The organism is Devosia sp. 1635 (assembly GCF_013185955.1).
Classification (GTDB): Bacteria; Pseudomonadota; Alphaproteobacteria; order Rhizobiales; family Devosiaceae; genus Devosia.
This window is the reverse complement of record NZ_JABAOM010000003.1, coordinates 112,970-132,884: the sequence shown is the minus strand read 5'-3', so window position 1 is coordinate 132,884 and position 19,915 is coordinate 112,970. Positions and strand designations below refer to the sequence as shown.

At 63.6% G+C, this 19,915-nt stretch carries 14 protein-coding genes; 11 read left to right on the top strand and 3 right to left on the bottom strand.

Annotated features, from left to right (window positions below):
• Nucleotides 1-76 precede the first annotated feature (76 nt).
• Together HRU92_RS12855 and HRU92_RS12850 are read right to left on the bottom strand one after the other, a co-directional pair.
• Nucleotides 77-2,488, bottom strand: a complete 2,412-nt coding sequence (locus HRU92_RS12855; protein WP_172125601.1) for an EAL domain-containing protein — start codon at nt 2,486-2,488, stop codon at nt 77-79.
• A gap of 8 nt (nt 2,489-2,496) precedes the next feature.
• Entirely contained in the window at nt 2,497-3,006 is a 510-nt protein-coding gene (locus tag HRU92_RS12850; RefSeq protein ID WP_172125603.1) for an oxidoreductase, read from the bottom strand.
• Between the two features lie 506 nt (nt 3,007-3,512).
• On the opposite strand from HRU92_RS12850, the gene HRU92_RS12845 reads away from it, so the two are divergent.
• The 11 genes from HRU92_RS12845 to HRU92_RS12795 all read left to right on the top strand — a co-directional run bounded on the left by HRU92_RS12845 (nt 3,513) and on the right by HRU92_RS12795 (nt 18,949).
• A complete protein-coding gene (locus tag HRU92_RS12845) occupies nt 3,513-4,244 on the top strand; it encodes a Crp/Fnr family transcriptional regulator (protein ID WP_173088286.1) in 732 nt (243 codons plus the stop codon).
• Nucleotides 4,245-4,386: 142 nt separating this feature from the next.
• Nucleotides 4,387-5,433, top strand: a complete 1,047-nt coding sequence (locus tag HRU92_RS12840) for a LacI family DNA-binding transcriptional regulator (RefSeq protein ID WP_127754644.1) — start codon at nt 4,387-4,389, stop codon at nt 5,431-5,433.
• Between the two features lie 14 nt (nt 5,434-5,447).
• Entirely contained in the window at nt 5,448-6,479 is a 1,032-nt protein-coding gene (locus tag HRU92_RS12835) for an ABC transporter permease subunit (RefSeq protein WP_248307139.1), read from the top strand.
• Complete coding sequence (locus HRU92_RS12830; RefSeq protein WP_127754643.1) at nt 6,479-7,378, top strand: carbohydrate ABC transporter permease; 900 nt, start codon at nt 6,479-6,481, stop codon at nt 7,376-7,378. The genes HRU92_RS12835 and HRU92_RS12830 overlap by 1 nt, the downstream gene beginning before the upstream one ends.
• 168 nt (nt 7,379-7,546) lie before the next feature.
• On the top strand, nt 7,547-8,971 hold the full coding sequence (locus HRU92_RS12825) for an extracellular solute-binding protein (protein ID WP_248305169.1): 1,425 nt from the start codon (nt 7,547-7,549) through the stop codon (nt 8,969-8,971).
• Between the two features lie 183 nt (nt 8,972-9,154).
• Complete coding sequence (locus HRU92_RS12820; protein ID WP_172125607.1) at nt 9,155-10,324, top strand: ADP-ribosylglycohydrolase family protein; 1,170 nt, start codon at nt 9,155-9,157, stop codon at nt 10,322-10,324.
• Between the two features lie 76 nt (nt 10,325-10,400).
• Complete coding sequence (locus HRU92_RS12815) at nt 10,401-12,497, top strand: ADP-ribosylglycohydrolase family protein (protein WP_173088284.1); 2,097 nt, start codon at nt 10,401-10,403, stop codon at nt 12,495-12,497.
• 130 nt (nt 12,498-12,627) lie between these two features.
• The gene (ugpC, locus tag HRU92_RS12810; protein WP_173088282.1) at nt 12,628-13,686 is read left to right on the top strand and encodes a sn-glycerol-3-phosphate ABC transporter ATP-binding protein UgpC; all 1,059 of its coding nucleotides are present in this window, start codon (nt 12,628-12,630) and stop codon (nt 13,684-13,686) included.
• A 219-nt stretch (nt 13,687-13,905) separates the two neighbouring features.
• On the top strand, nt 13,906-15,111 hold the full coding sequence (locus HRU92_RS12805; protein ID WP_173088280.1) for a CoA transferase: 1,206 nt from the start codon (nt 13,906-13,908) through the stop codon (nt 15,109-15,111).
• Entirely contained in the window at nt 15,108-15,929 is an 822-nt protein-coding gene (locus HRU92_RS12800; protein ID WP_173088278.1) for a CoA ester lyase, read from the top strand. Before HRU92_RS12805 ends, HRU92_RS12800 begins: the two co-directional genes overlap by 4 nt.
• A gap of 137 nt (nt 15,930-16,066) precedes the next feature.
• Nucleotides 16,067-18,949 (top strand): EAL domain-containing protein, encoded by a 2,883-nt coding sequence (locus tag HRU92_RS12795; protein WP_173088276.1) that lies wholly within the window; start codon nt 16,067-16,069, stop codon nt 18,947-18,949.
• A gap of 36 nt (nt 18,950-18,985) precedes the next feature.
• Here HRU92_RS12795 and HRU92_RS12790 read toward each other — a convergent pair whose 3' ends face one another.
• Nucleotides 18,986-19,693 (bottom strand): L,D-transpeptidase, encoded by a 708-nt coding sequence (locus HRU92_RS12790; protein WP_127754636.1) that lies wholly within the window; start codon nt 19,691-19,693, stop codon nt 18,986-18,988.
• Nucleotides 19,694-19,915 lie beyond the last annotated feature (222 nt).

Sequence of the window (19,915 nt, the reverse complement as noted above, 5' to 3'; positions counted from 1 at the left end):
GCTGCGCCCTTGCTATACTTGCGGGCGCGGTGGCGCCACAAGATCACGGCGTCGCGGGGGAGAGATGGGGGAGGTTTCAGGCCGATTTACGTTCCGCAAGTGGATCGGCTGCAGAATCGACTTTTGCGGGGGGCGCGTGAGCTGCGGCGATGTGATGGGCTATCTCGCTCGCCGGCTTGGCGCGATCGAACAGGAAGCCCTGCACATTGGTGCAGCCGGCTTGCTGGAGCAGGTGGAACTGTTCCTCGGTTTCCACGCCTTCGGCGGTGGTCTGCATTCCCAGCACTTCACCGAGCTGAATGATCAGTCGCACCACGGAAACTGCGTCATCGCGATTGGTCAGATCGGCCACGAACGACTTGTCGATCTTGATGGTGTCAAAGGGGAAGCGACGCAGATTGCTGAGCGAGGAATAGCCGGTGCCGAAGTCGTCCATCGCGATGCGCACGCCAATGTCCTTGAGGCGCATCAGGGCGGACAGGGTTTGCTCGTCGCCCTGCAGCAGCACGGATTCGGTGATTTCCAGCTCCAGCCGGTGCGCGTCCAGCCCCGATGCGGCGAGGGCATCGCCGATGGTCCTGACCAGCTCGCCACTCTTGAACTGAACGGCAGACAAATTGACCGCCAGGCCCATGTCTCCGGGCCAGCAGGCCGCTTCGGCGCAGGCCTGCTGCAGCACCCAGGCGCCGATCTCGTTGATCAGGCCCGTCGCCTCGGCGAGGGGAATGAAGGTCGAGGGCGGCACGAGCCGATCCCCACCCGGACGCCAACGCAGCAGCGCCTCGTAGCGGCACACCTGGCGCGTTTCGGCCACGAGAACGGGCTGGTAATGCACTTCCATCTCGCCCCGATCCAGCGCCTTGCGCAGATCGGCTTCCAGCGTCTTGCGGGTTTGCAGCTGCTGGTCGAGCTCCGGCTCGAAAAACCGCACCCGGCCCTTGCCATCGGCCTTGGCGACATAAAGCGCCAGATCGGCATGGCGCAGCAATTCCTCGGTTTCCACTGGCGTCTTGGGGCAGAACTGCGCCACGCCGATGCTGGCGCCGACGGACAGTTCGCGCCCCTCCAGAAAATAGGGCCGGGACAGATCGGCAATCAGCCGCTCGCCGATCCGGCGCTGCTGTTCGGCATCGCCTTCAATCCAGCAGGCGGTGGCGAACTCGTCGCCGCCCAGCCGCGCCACGGCGTGGTAGGTCGTGCTGCCCTGCTGCAGGCGCTGGGCCACGACTTTGAGCAGTTGATCGCCCAGATGATGGCCGAAGGTGTCATTGACGTCCTTGAAGCCATCGAGATCGAGCAGGAACACACAAAAGCTGAGGTCATGCTTGCGCGAGCGCAGCAACATCTGGTCCAGCTGCAGCCTGAACTGCACGCGGTTGGGCAGATTGGTCAGGGCATCGTGGTGGGCCATATGCGCGATGCGCAGCTCGGCGCGGCGGCGCTCGCTGATGTCCTCATAGGTGGCGAGCCATCCGCCATCCGGTAGCGGCGTATGGGAAACCGCATAGGCGCGGCCATCGGGTAGCTCGGAGGTGAACACCTTGCCGGTGCGGTTCCAGATCATCGGGAGCTGGCGGGCCAGGATGCTGTAATAGGCGGTGTCCGCGCCTTGCTCGGCCGCCCTTTCCTCCATCTGGGTGGCGGTGAGACCAGGCTCCAGGTTCTGCGGCAGGCCGCAAAGTTCGGCAAATCGCTGGTTGAACACGACGAGCTTGCCATCGGCGTCGAAGGTGCAGATCGCATGGGACATGTTGTTGAGGGCAGCATCGAACCGGTCATTCTGCGCCCGCAAGGTCTTGGAGGTTGCCCCCAACTGGGCGGCGAGCGTGCTGACATCCTGGTAGGCGCGTTGCAACAGCCGATTGTTGCGGAACAGCAGCAGCGTCAAAGCGACACCGCACAGGATCAGGCCCCAGGCGAGGCCAGTGAAGATCCAGTGCAGGCGCTGCAGTTCGGCCCGATCGGCGGCAGTGCGTGCGGCTCCATAGGCGCCGGCCGCGGAGGCAAGAGCGGTCAGGCGCGCGTCCAACGGGGCAAGGGCCGCAAGCCCCTCGAGCAGTTTGGCCCGCGTATGGGGTTCGGAGGCGAGCAGGCCATCGACCGTTTCAAGCGCGCCCCGCACAGCATGAACGGTTTCCTGATTGGCCGGATCGGCCTCGATAAAGATGCGCAGCGTGCGCGAGTTTTCACTGGAAGCCGGGCCAGCTTCATACATCTCGACCCGGCTGAACATGATGTCGAGCCGCAGCATGGCTTCGGCCAGCCGCTCTGGCGTGGCGTCGAGCGCGTAAAGGGCCAGGCTCTGCTCGAGCCGGGTGAACTCGGAAAGGGACTGGCTGACAGTCCAGGCAACATTGTAGCGCGACAGGTTTTGCAATGCGGTCTGGCGCTGGGCAATCACCAGCGAGGTGTAGCAGGTCGCGACCACAAGGCAGCACACGATGACTGCCAAGGCGCGCTGCATGAACTTGACCGACGCGGCCTGCACAGCTCTGGTTACTCCACGATCAACTGTTTGACCTGCCAGGCGGCCCGCCCATAATAGGTCGAGGTGCGCAGGTCCGGGTTTTCGTCGAAGGGATAGATGATAAAGAGCGGGCCCTTTTCCCGCACCGTCATGTATTGCCCGTTATGGCGCAGCGCCAAAATGGGTCCGAAATCGGCAAAATCCGAGAGTGGGATCGTGGTGACGTAGTCATTGAGCGCAATGGCAGTGACGGTGTGCCCCTCGGCGCCCACGGCATCCATCAGCGCCTCGAGCGGCACGCCTTCATAGGTACTCACCCCGTCAAACCAGGGCGTCCGGGTCACAATGGCGGCGTTGCCAAGCGCCTCGAGCATCGTGCGGTCAAACACCGCCACCCCGTCCTGATTGGTCTGGGTGATGTTGCCGGATACGGTCAGGATGGGCTGAGCTGTTGGCACATCAAGCGCCACTGCACCCAAGGTGGAGCAGACAATCATCGCGGCGCTGGTGAGCAGGGACAGGTACAACTTCATGTTCATCGCTGGCTTGATCCTTTATGCGGCAAAGGTCAGCTAGAAAGATGAAGGTCAGGTGAAACCAAGTCGGTAAAAGCTCCAGATGGCCTACATGTTTGCACCGCCAGGCCTGATGCTGCACTTCCAGCGCCGTTTCGATCGGCAAGAGCAAGCTGTCAGTGCTCGCTGGGCGGATCATCTTGCCGGCAGCGCCGGTGACTTGGCGAGATCGGGTTGGCTCCGCATTCTGGCTTTGACTAACATACGATAGTGCGCGGATCAGCGACTTAGCGGCATTAAAGCTGACATGGCGCGTTTGCCTGCAAGCGCCAAGGCCGCAAGCACAACGACCATATCGGCGGGGGGACAAGGACGGGCGTGGGTGCCGGCCTTTGCGGGCGCATCCTCCTCTGGGTCGGGGCGTTTGGCCGCGCCACAAACCTGGTTCGCGAACAGCGATTGGCAAGAAAAGAAGCAACTACAGTGACCCGCGCACGTTTGTGCGCGAAGGTCCGGTACCAAGGCCCACCATGGACGATCAGCGTCTTGATAGATTTTTTCGCCGCCTGCGGGTGCGTGATACCCTAGGACAAGCAGAACGGGATGCGCTTTCAGCGGCGGCCGGCCAGACCGTTCATTTCGCTCCGGGCGAGTTGATGGCGCGCTATGGCAGCAGCCCGAACAAGAGCCTGCTGCTGATCCAGGGCATGGCTGCCCGGCAAAACACGGTGGAAAACGGCCAGCAGCAGATCACGGCCTTTCACATCGCGGGCGATTTCGTGGATCTGCATGCCTTCCTGCTGTCAAAGCTGGATCATGATGTGAGCGCGATGTCCGCCGTGGCGGCGGTTGAGTTCCCTCATGATGCCTTGCGGCAGATCACCGAGGACTATCCGCACCTGACGCGGCTGCTGTGGCTCTCGACCTTGCTGGATGGGGCGATCCACCGGCAATGGCTGGTGGCGATGGGGCGGCTGACCGCGATTGCGCATATGGCGCATCTGTTCTGCGAGCATTTTGTGCGCGCCCAGGCCGTGGGGCTGGCCGACGATATGAGCTTTCCCTTCGAGATCACGCAGCAGGAGCTCGCTGATGCGCTGGGGCTCTCCAATGTGCATGTGAACCGCACGCTCCAGGAGCTGCGGCGCCAGGATCTGGTGTCTTGGGACACCAAGCGCGTGCGGGTGATCGACTGGAAGCGCCTGCAGGATGTGGGGCAGTTCGATCCGATCTTCCTTGATGTCGTGCATACGCCGCGGTGAGGCGAGTTTCTCTCGAAAATAAGTAATCCCCTGGTTTGGGGTGGCTGCGGCGAGCTGTCGAGGGTTGCAGTATTGACATTGCTGGTATTCGCGGTAACGTTCCCGCGGTGTGGCAGGGCGGACCGGCTGCAAGGGATGGTTCATGCGCAACAGCCGCGATCGCCGACCAACCATTGTTGATGTTGCCGAGCGCGCCGGGGTGTCCAAGAGCACCGCGGCCCGCGCGCTGACGGGCTCGTCCAACATCACCGAGGAAACCCGTGACCGGGTGATCCGGGCCGCCGCCGCCGTTGGCTATGAACGCAATCACCTGGCGGTGGGGATGCGCTCGGGCCGCAGCGGTCTGTTGGGCCTCGTGATCCCCGATATCACCAACCCGTTCTGGGGCGATGTGGCGCGTGGGGCGCAGGATCGTGCTTCGCGCAGCGGGGCGTCACTGCTGATCTTTTCTTCCGACTGGGACCCCAAGGCGGAAGCGGCGCATCTGGGCGCGCTGCGCCGGGCGCGGGTCGATGGGGCGATCATCAACCCGGTGGCCGACAGTTTTGACGATCTCGACCGCTTCGGCCTGCCTTGCGTTTTCATCGGCTCGAGCGCCGAGCGCTTTCCCAATATTTCCAGCGTCGGTTCGGACATTGCCCAGGCGGTACGGCTCGGGCTGGACCATTTCGTGCAAAAGGGCCATCCGGCGCCGAGCCTCCTGCTTGGCCCGAAATCGCGCTTGGCGCGGGCACGGTTCTTGCGCGCGGTGCATGAGCATTGCGTCGAGCGGGACGTCGATCCTGCCGTGCTGCCGATCGAGGACGGGGAATATACCGTCAGGGGCGGGCGCGAGGCGATGGCGCGGCTGCTGGAGCGCCCGCGCGTCGGGCACCTGGCTGTGTTTGCGGCCAATGACATGATGGCGTTGGGCGCGATGATGGCGGTGCGCGATGCCGGGCTCGAATGCCCCCGCGACGTTTCAATCATGGGTTTTGACGGCATTCCCTCGGGCGAGTTCGCCTGGCCGGGGCTGACCACGGTGGCCAAGCCGGGCCGCGATATCGGCGAGCGCGCCGTGGACGGGCTCTTCGACGAAATCGAACACAAGCCGGACCACCGGCGCATTTACATGCCGTGCCGGCTGGTTGAGCGCGGCTCGATTGCCGAACTGTCGGCGCAGGCCGCGCAGCGACGCGCCGCGAGCTAAGGAGTATCTGATTGATGGTTGGCTCATCGGAAGAGCAGCTCGGCGCCGCAGTGGCGAGTGGGAACGTTCCCGTAAACGGACATGCCGCAGGCGTTTTGCCCGAAGCGGGGCCGCAATCGCGCCATGTTGCTGAACAGGGTATGAACAGGCTTGAGCGCTTCCGCTTCGGTTTGCGCCAATGGTGGCCCTATTACGCCATGATGGCGCCGGGCTTGCTGTTCTTTTTCGTTTGGCATTACGTGCCGATCTGGGAAGCCAAGATGGCTTTCGAGCAGGTTCGCATCATCCCGCCCAATATCTGGGTCGGGCTCAAGAATTTCGGCGTGCTGTTTTCCTCGCCCATCTTCCATCAGGTTCTGCTCAACACGCTGATCATTTCGGGCATGAAGATCCTCTTTGTGTTCCCGGTGCCGATCATGGTGGCGTTGCTGCTCAATGAAGTGCGCAATGGCAAGCTGCGCGGGGCGATCCAGTCGGCGATCTACCTGCCGCACTTCTTGAGCTGGGTGGTGATCGCGGGCGTGTTCATCGCGCTGCTGTCGCCCACCGATGGTGCCGTCAACCAGGTCCAGCAGTCCATGGGCTTTGGCACCACCAATTACCTGACCAATACCGGCACGATCCGCTGGGTGCTGGTGGTATCGGAAATCTGGCGTTCGGCGGGTTGGGACAGCCTGCTTTATCTGGCCGCGATCTTTGCCATCGACCCGCAGCTATATGAAGCCGCCGAAATGGATGGCGCCAATCGCTGGCAAAAGATCTGGCATGTGACCATTCCGGGGATCGTGCCGACAATTGCGACGCTGTTCATCCTCAATATGGGCATGTTCCTGTCGGCCGACCTCAACCAGGTCATCAATTTCCAGAACGCGGTCAACGCTTCCACCATCGATATCATCGACACCTATGTCTACCGCATGGGCCTTTCGACCGGTGAATATGCGCTGGCCACGGCCGCCGGCCTGTTCAAGGCGGTGATTGGCATGATCCTGGTGTTGACCTCGCATCTCGTCAGCAAGCGCCTTACCGGCAAGGGAGTGTGGTGATGTTTGGTCAATCGCGCCGGACGCCGCTCGAGCGGGTCGAATATGTGCTGATCGTGTCAACGCTCCTGCTGCTGGTGGTGTTCACCTTGCAGCCGCTGCTGAACCTTTTGGCCCTGTCATTGTCCGAGCCCAGCAAGGTCGCCGGTTTTTCGGGCCTCTCGATCATCCCCGACGGGTTTTCGCCCGATGTGTGGATGCTGCTGCTGCAGCATCCCAATGTGCAGCGCGGCATTTTCAACTCGGTGTGGATGACCGCCACCAGCGTGTGCATCGGCGTCTTCGGCACCGCCTTGATGGCCTGGGGTATGTCGCGGCCGGGCCTGCCCGGACGGCGGATCATTTTCCTGCTCGTGCTCGTCACCATCGTGTTCGAGCCCGGGATCATTCCCGACTATTTCCTGATGAAACGCATGGGCCTGCTCAACACGCCCTGGTCGGTGATCATGTATAAGGCGATCAGCGCCTGGTATCTCATCATCCTGATCCGCTTCTTCGAGGAGATTCCGCAGGAGCTTCTGGAAGCGGCCGAGCTCGACGGCGCCAATCCGTTCCAGACCTTTTTCATGGTGGTGCTGCCGCTGGCCAAGCCGGCGCTGGCGACGATTGCCCTGTTTTATCTCGTGCTGCACTGGAACGAGTTTTTCCGGGCGATGATCTATCTCAACGACCAGACCAAATGGCCGCTGCAGGTGGTGTTGCGCCAGTTCGTCATCGAGGGCGACAAGCTCGCCATCGTCGGGGCCAACAATGCCGCCAACAATATCGGGCTGGCGCAGATCAATATCCGCGCGCTCAAGGCGGGGATGATCCTCATCACCATCCTGCCCATTCTCGCGATCTATCCGCTGATCCTCAAATTCTTCACCAAGGGGACGATGTCGGGAGCGCTCAAGGGATGATTGGGACGACACAATCTTGGGGGGCTCGCCGATGGCCCCCCAAACCGGCCCTCCCCTCAAGAAGGAGGGAGGCCAGGCTCCGAGATCCCGTTTTTCCAACCTTTCCACAAGAACCGCAAAATTGCGGCCAATGACGAAACAAACGACAATCCAAGGAGGAAATGTCTGATGCTGAAGAAACTACTGCTGGCCTCGACCGCCATGGCAATGCTGGGGGCGCTCGCTGCGCCGGCAATGGCGCAAACCACGCTGCGCCTTGTGAGCAAGGATCTGCTCAACAGCAATCCCGATGACGTCAAGGAGATCGAGGCGATCGAAGCGGCGCTCAAGGAGCGCGGCGTTGATGTCGATATCCAGATCGTCGACCTGCCGGGCTCGGGCTATGCCGATGCGCTGGGCGTGATGCTGCTCTCGGGCGATATCCCGGACATCATGTATTTCCAGGGTGGCGACCAGAAAATGGCCGAGCAGGGAGTGCTCGAGGACCTCACGCCCTGGATCGAAAAGTCCGAGTTCATCAAGGATGCGCTGTGGCCGCACAATGTGGAGCGCCTCGCGAACTACCCTTATCTGCTCTACGTGTACCCTTCGCGCGCGCCTCAGCCGGTGATGCGCCAGGACTGGCTCGACGAGCTGGGCATGGAGCCCCCGACCACGGTCGAGGACTATGAAGCGCTGTTCCAGGCCATCCACGATGCCGATCTCGATGGCGACGGCACGCCGGGCAATACGCTGGGCCTGACGGGGTTCGGCAATACTGGCGAACTCGATTCCATCTTCAACCAGGCCTTTGGCGTCAGCGCCACCTGGATGAAAAATGCCGATGGCACCTGGGTTAATTCGCGCGTCACCGATGCCGAGCGCGCCAAGCTCGAATTCTATGCGCGCCTTGCCAGCAAGGGTCTTTACGACAAGGAATATGTCACCAACACTTTCGATGTGAAGGAAGACAAGTTCTATACCGGCCGGGCCGGGGTGATCTTTGGCTCTTCGCCAGAGGTGATCGACATCTATTCGGGCAAGATGCGCCAGGCCCATCCGGGCGAGGAGATCACGCTGACCGTGCTGCCAGTACCGGAAGGCCCGGGCGGCAAGGGCCTTGCAGCGGTTGACGTGTCCAAGGAAGCGCGCGGCTGGGCGATCTCGTCCCTGTCCGAGCACAAGGAAGAAGCCTTTGCCGTGCTCGATTTCATGGCGAGCAAGGAAGGTCAGGATATCGACCGCATGGGCTTTGCCGATGTGCACCATACTGTGGGCGCCGACGGCACGGTGACCTTCACCGATCAGATCTCGACCTGGTATGCGCGCTTCTTCAATGCCGCGAACTGGACGCCCGCGACCCCGCTGCTTTCGCCCACGGCGCAGACGGCGCTCGACACGATCAAGGGCAATTTCACCCCGGACAACGCCTTTGTCTGGCCAGCTGAATATGCCGCCGATGTGGACGCGGCCGAGCAGGTTTATCGCGGCTGGGTCGCCAAGTTCATCACCGGCGAAGCGAGCCTCGATCAATGGGACCAGTTTGTGGCGGAATACAATGCCGCGGGCGGCCAGCGCATGGCTGAATATGCCGCGACGGTGCTGGGTCAGTAAGCCCGGCGCAACTTGAGCCCTCCTCCTCTCAAGGGGGAGGGGTTGGGGCGGGGGCTCTGCTGCTCCCGCAACCTTCCTGGCCTTCGGATTGGCCCGAACCCCCACCCTCGATCCCTCCCCTCAAGAGGGAGGGAGGCGCCGCCCCGGCCTCGTAGAAGACTTCAACTGAAAGTGCCCAAACAAATGACCAAATCCCTCCAATCGCGTATTCGCGGCATGTTGCATGGCGTGGCGCTGGGCGACGCGCTCGGGGCGCCGGTGGAAAAGCTTTCGGCCGCGCAGATCCGCGAACGCTATGGACGGGTCACTTCGGTGATGACGCGCTGGCACAAGATGGATTTGCCGCCCGAGCAGCGCAATCACCGGGTGCGGGGGGACGGGATCGTCACCGACGATACGCTGATGACCCTGGCGGTGATGCAGATCTATGCCGAGGAGCGCCGGCATCTCGATGCCTGGGACATGGCCGACGGCATGGTGCGCCAGATTGCCTGGACCCCACGCTGGGTGCCCGAATTGCAGCGCGAAGCCATGCTGATCGACCGGCTGTTTTATCCGGAAAAGTGGATTTTCCAGCGCCATCAGCTGTCCAATTGCGATCCACGCCAAGGCGGGATCGGGAACATGGTGAACTGCGGGGCCGCGATGTATATCGCCCCGATCGGGGTCGCCAATGCCGCCGATCCCAAGGGCGCCTATGACGAGGCGATCGCCTTTGCCGCCGGGCACCAGGAAAGCTATGGGCTGGAGGCCGCGGGCGTCGTGGCAGCCGCAGTGGCGGCCGCCTTCGTGCCGGGCACGACGATTGATGCGATCGTAGATACCGTGATCGGACTGGCCAAGGATGGCACGCGCGATGCCATCATCGATATTGCCGCCTTGGCGCGCCAGCTGCGCGGCACTGGCGCAGATCATGCGGCAGTGTGCGACGCCTTTCATGGGGCAATTGCGCGCTATTCGGTGATGGGTGACGACGTCAACCACAGCGCCGCCAAGGTCGGGCGGCTGAGCGATGCCTATCGCCCCTCGCGGCTGCAGGCAATCGAAGAGCTGCCGCTGGCGCTGGGCTTTTGCCTCCTCAACAACGGCGCGTTCCGCCCCTCGATCGAGGACGGGATCAATTCGGGCCGGGACACCGATTCCATCGGGGTGATGGCCGGGGCGATCCTGGGCGCGATGCATGGCGAAGCGGTGATCGAGGCCGAGGACCGCGCGCAGCTCGACCTGGCCAACCGGCTCGACCTGTTTGCGGCCGCCGATGCGTTCGCCGCCGTGGTCGAGGACATGCTGGCGGCGGACCGAAAAGCAATGGAGGCGCGCTGGGTGGCCAGGGCGGAACTGGGTTTGGCCTGATGTGAACTCTGTCCGGCTCGCCGCGCGCCGCGGTTGAGCATCTCATCCAGTCTCTTCAGTATTCGAAAGTTCAAGCATGCTGTCCGAAACGCAAATCCTCGAAAAGATCTATGCCGGCTTTATCGGCAAGGCCATCGGCGTGCGCCTGGGCGCGCCCGTCGAGCCCACGATCTGGAGCTATGAGCGCATCCAGAAGACCTATGGCGAGGTGACGCAATATCTGCGCGACTTCAAGAATTTCGCCGCCGACGACGACACCAATGGCCCGGTGTATTTCATCCGGGCGCTGCGCGATTACGGGCTCAGGGCAACGGCCGCGGATGTGGGCAAGACCTGGCTCAATTATGCCGCCGAAGAGCATGGCATGTACTGGTGGGGCGGGTTTGGCGTGTCCACCGAGCACACCGCTTATCGCAATTTGCGGGCCGGCATCCCTGCGCCGCAATCGGGCTCGATTGCCCAAAACGGCACGACGGTGGCCGAGCAGATCGGCGGGCAGATCTTTATCGATAGCTGGGGCTGGGTGAACCCGGGCAATCCGCAGCGCGCAGCCGACATGTCGGCCATGGCCGCTTCGGTGGCCCATGATGGCGACGGGCTCAACGGCGCGCGGTTCTGCGCGGCAGCGATTGCGGCGGCGTTCGAAGCCAAGAGCATCGACGAGATCATCGCGGCGGCGATGTCCACGATTGATCCGGCTTCCACTTATGCGCGGGTGTGCCAGGCGGTGATCGACTTCCACCGCGCCAACCCGGACAACTGGCGCGCCTGCCGCGAGATGCTGGAAGCCGAATGGGGCTATGACCGCTATCCGGGCGTTTGCCACATCATCCCCAATGCCGGCGTGACGATCATGGCCATCCTTTACGGGAAGGGCGACCTGCCGCGCACGGCCGAAATCGCGACCATGGCGGGCTGGGACACCGACTGCAATGCGGGCAATGCGGCGGCGATCGTTGCGACCTTCCAGGGCCTGCATGAGGGCTGGGACAAATATCGCAAGCCCATCAACGATTTCCTTGTTGCCTCGGGCATTGTGGGCACGATCAACATTGTCGATATCCCGAGCTTTGCCCGCGAGCTGACCGTGCTGGCGCTGCAGCTGGCCGGCCGCGAAGTGCCCGAGCTCTGGATCGAGGACATGACGCGGCGCGGGTTGCGCTTTGACTTCGATCTGCCCGGCTCGACCCATGGCTTCCGCAGCGATGGCACCAACCAGATCTCGGTCAAGCATTCCGCTGAGCGTCACGTCGAGGGCTCGCGCGGTTCGCTTGAAATCCAGCTCGATCGCCTCGAGCGCGGGCAGGGCGGACGCGTATTCTGGAAGCCTTTTTATCGGCGCACGGATTTCGACGACGAGCGCTATCGCCCGATGTTCTCGCCGGTGGTGGATGGTGGCCAGACGGTCAGCTTCAAGCTTTGGCTCGACCCCTGGAATGGCGACGGCAATCTGCGGGTGGTGCCTTATGTGCGCCGCACCATGAGCGGGGGGATCGAGGAAGTGGGCGCCTGGGATGTGCCATCGGCCACCGGTTGGCAGGATTACAGCTTTGCGGTGCCCGAGGGGGTCGAGGCGATCGACGAGATCGGCATTTCCATCGAGTATTTCGGCCGGCTCAAATTCCTGGGTCGCCTGTTCCTCGCCGATTTCAGCGTTGGTGGTGCGGGTCACACCGTGATCGAGCCGGAAACTGAAGTGCAGGAATGGGGTGCCATTTCGCGCTTCACCTATAATAGGGGGCACTGGACCAAGAGCTTTGACCGCATCCAGGGCCATACGGCGGGTGATGCCGATATGTGGACCGGCCATTATTATAGCCGCGACGTGACGGTGAAGGCCGATATCCAGCGCCTGTCGGGCATCTCGCAGCTGGTGAGCGCGCGGGTGCAGGGCACCGGCCGGTTCTATGCGGCGGGTCTCGAGGGCGATGAGGTCGTGATCCTCAAGGAGGATTTCGGCAGCACGGTGCTGGCGCGGGCGCCGTTCAAGGCGGAAACGGGCAAGAGCTACGACATCGCATTCACCGTGCGGGGCGACCAGCTCAGCCTGGCCGTGGACGGGCAGCAGCTCGTGACCGCAACCGACGCTGACTATGCCTATGGCATGGCGGGGCTGCGGCTGGCTTCGGCCGGGCGGATGAGCGTGGGCCGTTTCGAGATCGTTGAGGGGTAAGGAACCCCTCCCAACCCTCCCCGGGTGGGGGAGGGTGTCTGCCCCGTGGCTGGGGTTTAATCCTGCCAAGGCTTTGGCCCGTGCGCTCCCAGTGAGCGCCGGGCCAGGGGAATCTCAAAGGAGAGACCGCATGTCGGAAATCGAACTCAAGCATGTCGGCAAGCGCTATGGCGATGTCACCGTGCTCAATGACATCTCGCTTGAAATGGCGGATGGCGAATTCGTCGTGCTCGTGGGCCCGTCCGGCTGCGGCAAATCCACCCTGCTGCGCATGATTGCGGGGCTGGAGGATATCACGGCGGGCCAGATCACCATTGGCGGCAAGATCGTCAACAACATGCCGGCCAAGGAACGCGACATCGCCATGGTGTTCCAGAGCTATGCGCTTTATCCGCATATGAAGGTGGCGGACAATATGAGTTTCTCGCTCCGGCTGGCGGGTACCTCCAAGGCCGAGATCAAGAGCCGCGTCGCCGCTGCAGCCGAGATTTTGGGGCTGGAAAACCTGCTCGACCGGTTGCCGCGCGAGCTATCGGGCGGGCAGCGCCAGCGCGTGGCCATGGGCCGGGCCATTGTGCGCGACCCCCGCGCTTTCCTTTTTGATGAGCCACTCTCCAATCTAGATGCCAAGCTGCGCGTGAAAATGCGCGGCGAAATCAAGCGGCTGCATCAGCGGTTGGGCAAGACCATGGTTTATGTGACCCACGACCAGACCGAAGCCATGACCATGGCCGACAAGATCGTGGTGCTCAATGGCGGGCGGATCGAGCAGGCCGGCGCGCCGCTGGAGCTCTACAACAACCCGGCTAACCTCTTTGTCGCGGGCTTTATCGGCTCTCCCGAGATCAACCTGCTTGAGGCGACTTACACCGGCGGCACCGAGATCGCGATCAAGGGCGGCCAGTCGATGCCGCTCGGCACCGCCCTCGACGTGCCGGCGGGCACCGCGATCACCTATGGCGTGCGGCCCCAGCATATCACCCTGGGCGCCAGCGGCGTTCCGGCCGAGGTACTGGTGGTGGAGCCTACCGGCGACGCGCAGGAAGTGCTGGCGCGGGTGGGCGAGGAAGACGTTTCGGTGGTGGTGCGCGACCATCCCCTGCTGACGCCGGGCGAAGTGGTGCAGCTGGTGATCGATCCGGGCAAGCTGTTTGTGTTCGATACCAAGACCGGGCTGCGGTTGCGGTAAGTTCAGGGCAGCACGCACGCGGGTGGGTGCTTGGACCTCCCTTCCCTTGGGGAGAGGGTTGGAGGAGGCATCAGTGGTCGGCCCGGCGACCCCACCCTTGATCCCTCCACTCAAGGGGGAGGGGAGGGCAGGAGCCGCGAGTTCGGTAGCTGGTCCCCCTCCACAGGGAGCGGGAAGCGACGGGTCCGGCAAAGGGCTCAGTTGAGATTGGTTGAATTGATGACGCATGCACAAAAATCCTTTGATCCCCAGGCGACCGGGCCGCTCGATGGCATCCGGGTGCTGGATCTGTCGCGCTTGATGGCGGGCAATATGCTCAGCCTGCAACTGGCCGATTTTGGTGCCGATGTGGTCAAGATCGAGCCGCCAGAAGGGGACCCCCTGCGCGACTGGCGTGATGACGGGCATTCGCTGTTCTGGAAGACCTATGGGCGCAACAAGCGCTCGGTGGCGCTCAATTTGCGGCACGCGCCGGCAATGGCGGCATTGTGGAAATTGATCGAAACGGCCGATGTGCTGATCGAAAACTACCGGCCAGGAACGCTGGAAAAGATGGGGCTGGCGCCCCAGGCGCTGCTGGAGCGCAATCCCGACCTGATCGTGGTGCGCATTTCCGGGTTCGGGCAGACCGGGCCTTATGCGCAGTTCCCCGGCTTTGGCACCATCGTGGAAGCCATGAGTGGCTTTGCCGACCGAACGGGCTTTCCCGACCGCGAGCCGGTGCTGCCGCCGTTGGCGCTGGCCGATATGATCGCTGGCATCTATGGGGCTTCGGCCACGACTATGGCGCTTTATGCGCGTCAGGCCGGAACGGCGCGCGGGCAGGTCATCGACCTTAGTCTGCTCGAGCCGATGTTTTCGGTGCTCGGTCCGGAAGCGGCCATTCATGCGGTGACGGGCAAGATCAAGCAGCGGGTGGGGAGCGCCTCCAACACCGCATCGCCCCGCAATGTCTACCAATGCGCCGACGGCAAGTATCTGGCGCTGTCGGGCTCGACCCCGGCGGTGGCGCGGCGCATTTTCGAGATCATCGGGCGGGCCGATATGAACGAGGATCCGCGCTTTGCCAACAATTCCGAGCGGGTCAAGCACCGCGCCCTGGTGGACGAGGCGGTGGGTGCCTGGTTTGCCCAGCGCCAGAGCGAAGAAGCGCTCGCGGTCATGCGCCAGTCCGGCGCGACGGTGGGGCCCATCTTCAACATTGCCGATGCCATGGCCGATCCGCATTTTGCCAAGCGCGAAATCATCGTCGAAGTGGAGGACGAGCAGTTCGGCCATTTGCCCATGCACGATATCGTGCCGCGCCTCTCCGGCACGCCGGGCGTGTGGCGGCGGCCGGCGCCAGGCCTTGGCGAGCACAGCACCGAAATCCTGCGCGAAGCGGGGCTGGACGAGGCGGCGATTGCTGCAGCGGTGGCGCCGTGATCCGCTCGCTGCTCTATGTGCCGGCCCATGCCGAGCGCTTCATCGCCAAGGCGCATCAGCGCCAAGCGGATGCCATCATCCTTGATCTCGAGGATGCCGTGCCGCCCGAGCACAAGCTTGCCGCCCGCGAGGGGCTCGGGGCGAGCGTGCCCAGCGTCGGGCAGGCGGGCGCGCAGGTGTTCGTGCGCATCAATGCCGCAAGCATCGAAGATGCACTTGCAGCGTGCCGGGCCGGCGCGATGGGCCTCTTGGTTCCCAAGGTGGAGCGCGCGGCAGATCTGGAGCGGCTGGGTGAAGCCCTAGAGCCGACGGAGCGTGAACTCGGGCGCAGCCCCATGAGCCTCGTGGCCATTCTGGAAGACCCCGGCGCTGTGCTTGAGGCACGGGCTATTGCGCGCGCGCCCCGGCTGCTGGCGCTGGCGACGGGCGGGGAGGATCTGGCGCTGGCGCTGGGCGGCCAGCCCACGCCCGACGTGCTGCGGTTGCCAAAGCTGCTGGTGCATTACGCCGCCAAGGCGCAGGGATTGCTGTCCTGGGGGATGCTGCGCAGCGTGGCCGATTACACCGACCATGAGGGGATCAGCGCGGCGGCGCGCGAAGCGCGCGAGCATGGCTTTGATGGCGCCACCTGCGTGCATCCGGGCGTCGTGCCCTTGCTCAATGCGGGTTTTGCTCCGAGTGCCGAGGAGCTGGCCTGGGCCCAGCGCGTCGTCGCGGCCGCCCAACAGGAGAGTGGAGCCTTTGCGCTGGATGGCCGCATGATCGACGCGCCAGTTGTTGCGCGCGCCCGAGCGCTGCTCGCAGTAACAAAGCCGTGACAGTTTAGTTATCCCACTGAAACATCTATAGTTGTCCGCCCGCCGATCCAAGTTGCCGCCGAAGTCGACATGTTGGATTCAGGGTTTTGCAATGGCTTTGCACTAGAAGGGAGTGCTTGAGGGGCCAGTTAAGCTCAATGTTGCGCGTCTATTCCGGTATCGTCGACAATCATGATCCGGCCTATGTCGCGCTCGCGGCCATTATTTGCATCCTGAGCAGTTTCACTGCTGTCGGCCTGGCCCAGCGGGCCATCGGCGCCAAGGGGCAGGACCGCTTTCTATGGCTGTTGGCGGCGGGCGTGGTCACCGGCGCGGGGGTGTGGACCACCCATTTCACTGCAATGCTCGGGTTTCTGCCGCAGGCAGGATTGCATTTCAATCCGCGCGAGGCGCTGGTTTCGGTGGGGCTCTGCTTGGTGCTGACGACGCTGGGCTGGATTGTTGGTTTTGCCAATCCGGAGCGGGCACGTGGTCTCCTGGCGGGCGTGCTGATCGGCGCGGGACTGGCGATCGCCCATTTCTTTGACATGACAGCGCTGCATGGCGCCGAGATCGTGCGGATTGATTACGGTTTGCTGGCGATGGCGGTGATCGGGGGCATCGCGATCACCGCGCTTGCGGGCCCGCTGCTGCGGCGCTTTGCCCAGGCGACGCTGGCCTGGCCCGCGGGTGCGGCCCTGGCGCTGGGGGTTTTGTTTCTCCATTTTGTTGCCAGTGCGGGCATCGAGTTGGCCCCATTGACGGGCCTGCCGGCCCGGCCGGAGCTGAAGCTGGCGGGTGTCGGAGGGGTGCTGGTTGGAGGGAGCCTGCTGCTGCTGGCTTCGGCGCTGACGCTGGTGTTTCATCACCGGCGCCTGGCGGATGTCACGGCTGCCGATGGCAAGCGGCTGGCCTCGGCGCTCGAGGCGCTGCGGGGCAGCGAAGCCCATCACCGTGCCTATATCGAGCTCAACTCCCAGATTCAGTGGCTGTCCGATGCCAATGGACGGGTGCTCGAGATGGGGCCGCGCTGGTGGGAGTGCGTGGCGGTGTCGCGCGAGCAAAGTATTACCGAGGGTTGGCTCAATGCCATGCATCCCGATGACCGCGAGCCGGTGCGCGCGCTGTGGGCGCGGGCGGTTCGCACTGGCGACGGGAGCATTGCGGATGTGCGCTATCGCGTGCGGTTTCGCGATGGCAGCTATCGCTGGTTTCGGGCCCGGGCCCGGCCGCTGCGCGACGAAGCCGGCACGGTGCTGCGCTGGTATGGCTCGCTCGAGGATATAAACGATCAGGTGGCGGCCGAAATGGCGCTGCGCCGCAGCGAAGAGCGCTATCGGCTGGCGTCCGAGGCGACCAACGACATCATCTGGGATTATGACGTAGAGCGCGATCGCACCACCTGGACCGGGATTGCGGGCAAGGTTCTGGGTTATCCCGAACTGGCGCAAGGCACTACTATCGCCTGGTGGTCCGACAAGGTGCATCCCGAGGATCGCGGTGCGCTGGTGGGGATGGAAAAGCCGCTCGGGCGGGACGGGCAAGGGCAGAATACCCAGGAATACCGGTTCCGCACGGTGAATGGGGATTATATCTGGGTCTCCTCGCGCCGGGTGCTGGTGCCCGATGCTTCTGGCAAGCCCGTGCGGTTCGTTGGCTCGATGCTCGACATCACCGCGCGCAAGCAGGCCGAGACCGAGCTGCAATGGGCGGCGTTCCATGATCCGCTGACCGGGCTGCCCAACCGGGCGCTGTATGCCCAAAGGCTCGATGCGGCGCTGGAGCGGGCGCGTGGCACCGGCGAGATCGTGGGCTTGCTGGTGTTTGACCTCAACAACTTCAAGACGCTCAACGACACGATGGGTCATGCCGCCGGCGATCGGCTGCTCAAGGAGATCGCCAGCCGGCTCGTGGCTGCAGCGCCTGAGGGGGTAACCGTCGCGCGGCTCGGGGGCGATGAATTTGCGGTCATCTCGCCGGGCCTTGCGGCCGAGGATCTGCGCATGGAAGTGGCGCGGCAGCGGCTTGGCCCGCTTGACCAGCCCGTTGCCATTGACGGGCTGCAGATTGCGGTCAGCTATTGCGCGGGAGGCGCGGTGTTTCCCCGAGATGCGCAAAGCGCGGGCGAGCTGCTGCGGGCGGCGGATCTGGCGCTTTATGCCGCCAAGGCGGATTTGCCCGGAACAATCCGGGGCTTCCAGCCGCAGATGCTGCAGGCCTCCGAAGCGCGAGCCAGGGCACTGGCCAATGCACGCAAGGCGCTCGATACCGATGCTATCGTGCCGTTCTACCAGCCCAAGCTGTGCCTGCGCTCGGGGCAGGTGACCGGTTTTGAAGCGCTGCTGCGCTGGCATGACCAGTCCGGGTTGCAGCCGCCGGCCAGCATTGCCGCCGCATTCGATGATGCCCAGCTCTCGGTCGAGATCACCGATCGCATGCTCGACCGGGTGCTGGCCGATTGCGTGGCGTGGCGTGAAGGTGGGCTGGAGGTTGGCCGGGTGGCGCTCAACCTGTCGGCGGCGGATCTGCGCCAGCGGGGGCTGGCGGAACGGGTGCTGTGGCGGCTCGACAATGCGGGGCTGCCGGGAAGTGTGCTCGAACTCGAAGTCACCGAATCCGTGCTGATCAGCCAGATGGGCGGGCATGTGAGCACGCTCGAAAAGCTGCAGCAGGCGGGTGTCACCATTGCGCTCGACGATTTCGGCACGGGCTATGCCTCGCTCACGCATTTGCAGCAGTTCAAGGTGGATGTGCTCAAGATCGACCGCTCTTTTGTGGAGCTGATCGGCTCGAGCGAGCGGCGCGATACGGCGGTGATCAATGCGGTGCTGGAAATGTCGCGCAGCATGGGCATCACCACGGTGGCCGAGGGCATCGAGCGGCGCGAGCAGGCCGAATTTCTGCACGAGCGCGGCTGCGATCTTGGCCAGGGCTATCTGTTTTCCCGGCCCATTCCCGCTAGCCGAGTTCCCGACCTCCTCGAGCAGTTGGAGGAACGCCGCTGGGAAGCGGCGCTCCGGGCCGACCAAACCGCCGGCTAAGGGGCTGCACCAGGCGGCAGCCCCATGCTGCGGGGATCAGGCGACGACGAGCGGGGCGCCGCTTCGAACATGATCATAGAGATGGATGATGTCCTGAGGCAGCATGCGGACGCAGCCGCTGGATACGGCCTTGCCGATCGTGGTTTCGTCCTGGTTGCCGTGGATGCGGTAGATCGTGTCCCGGTTGCCCTGGTGAATATAAAGCGCGCGGGCGCCGAGGGGATTGTCCGGTCCCGGCTCCATGCCGTGGCGGTATTGCTCGAGTTCGGGGTGGCGATCGATCATTTCGGACGGCGGCGTCCACCGGGGCCAGGCGCGCTTATAAGCGATATGGGCACGCCCAGACCATTCAAAGCCTGCAGCACCGATGCCCACGCCATAACGGGTGGCGCGACCGTTTTCGCCCACATGGTAAAGGAAGCGATCGGTGGTATCGACAATCACCGTGCCGGGCTTTTCCCCGGTGGGATCGTCCACCTCCTGGCGCCAATAAACGGCTGGCACCAGTTCCATGCGCGACGCGCGAACGGGGTAAAGGTCATCGGTGATGGCCCCATACATGGCCTGTACGTCAGGGGGCACGCTGGTGGGCAGGGGCTTGGCCGCGGGCGGCGCATTGGGGGCGCTGATTGCAGAGGCGGCAACGAGGCCCGGGGCAGAGCTGGTGCATCCCGCCAGTCCCAGCCCGGCAAGGGCTGCACCTCCGGCCAGAAAGCTGCGCCTGCTCAATACGGGGCTCGTCATTGGACCATCCTTGGTTCTTTGTGGTTTTGCCGGGGCTGACCCGGAGGGAAGAAAGGTCAGTACTGTTGACGCAGCACAAAGGGCAGGCCCCTCAAACGATCGTGTGCTCTTTAGGGGCAGATGGGGGAAAGGTGAGGTTTTGCGGCAACGGTTTGGCGCGCTAAGGGCCGCAAAGTGGCCGGTTTGTCGCAGGGGGAACGTTGCCGGCGGGGTGGCGTTGGA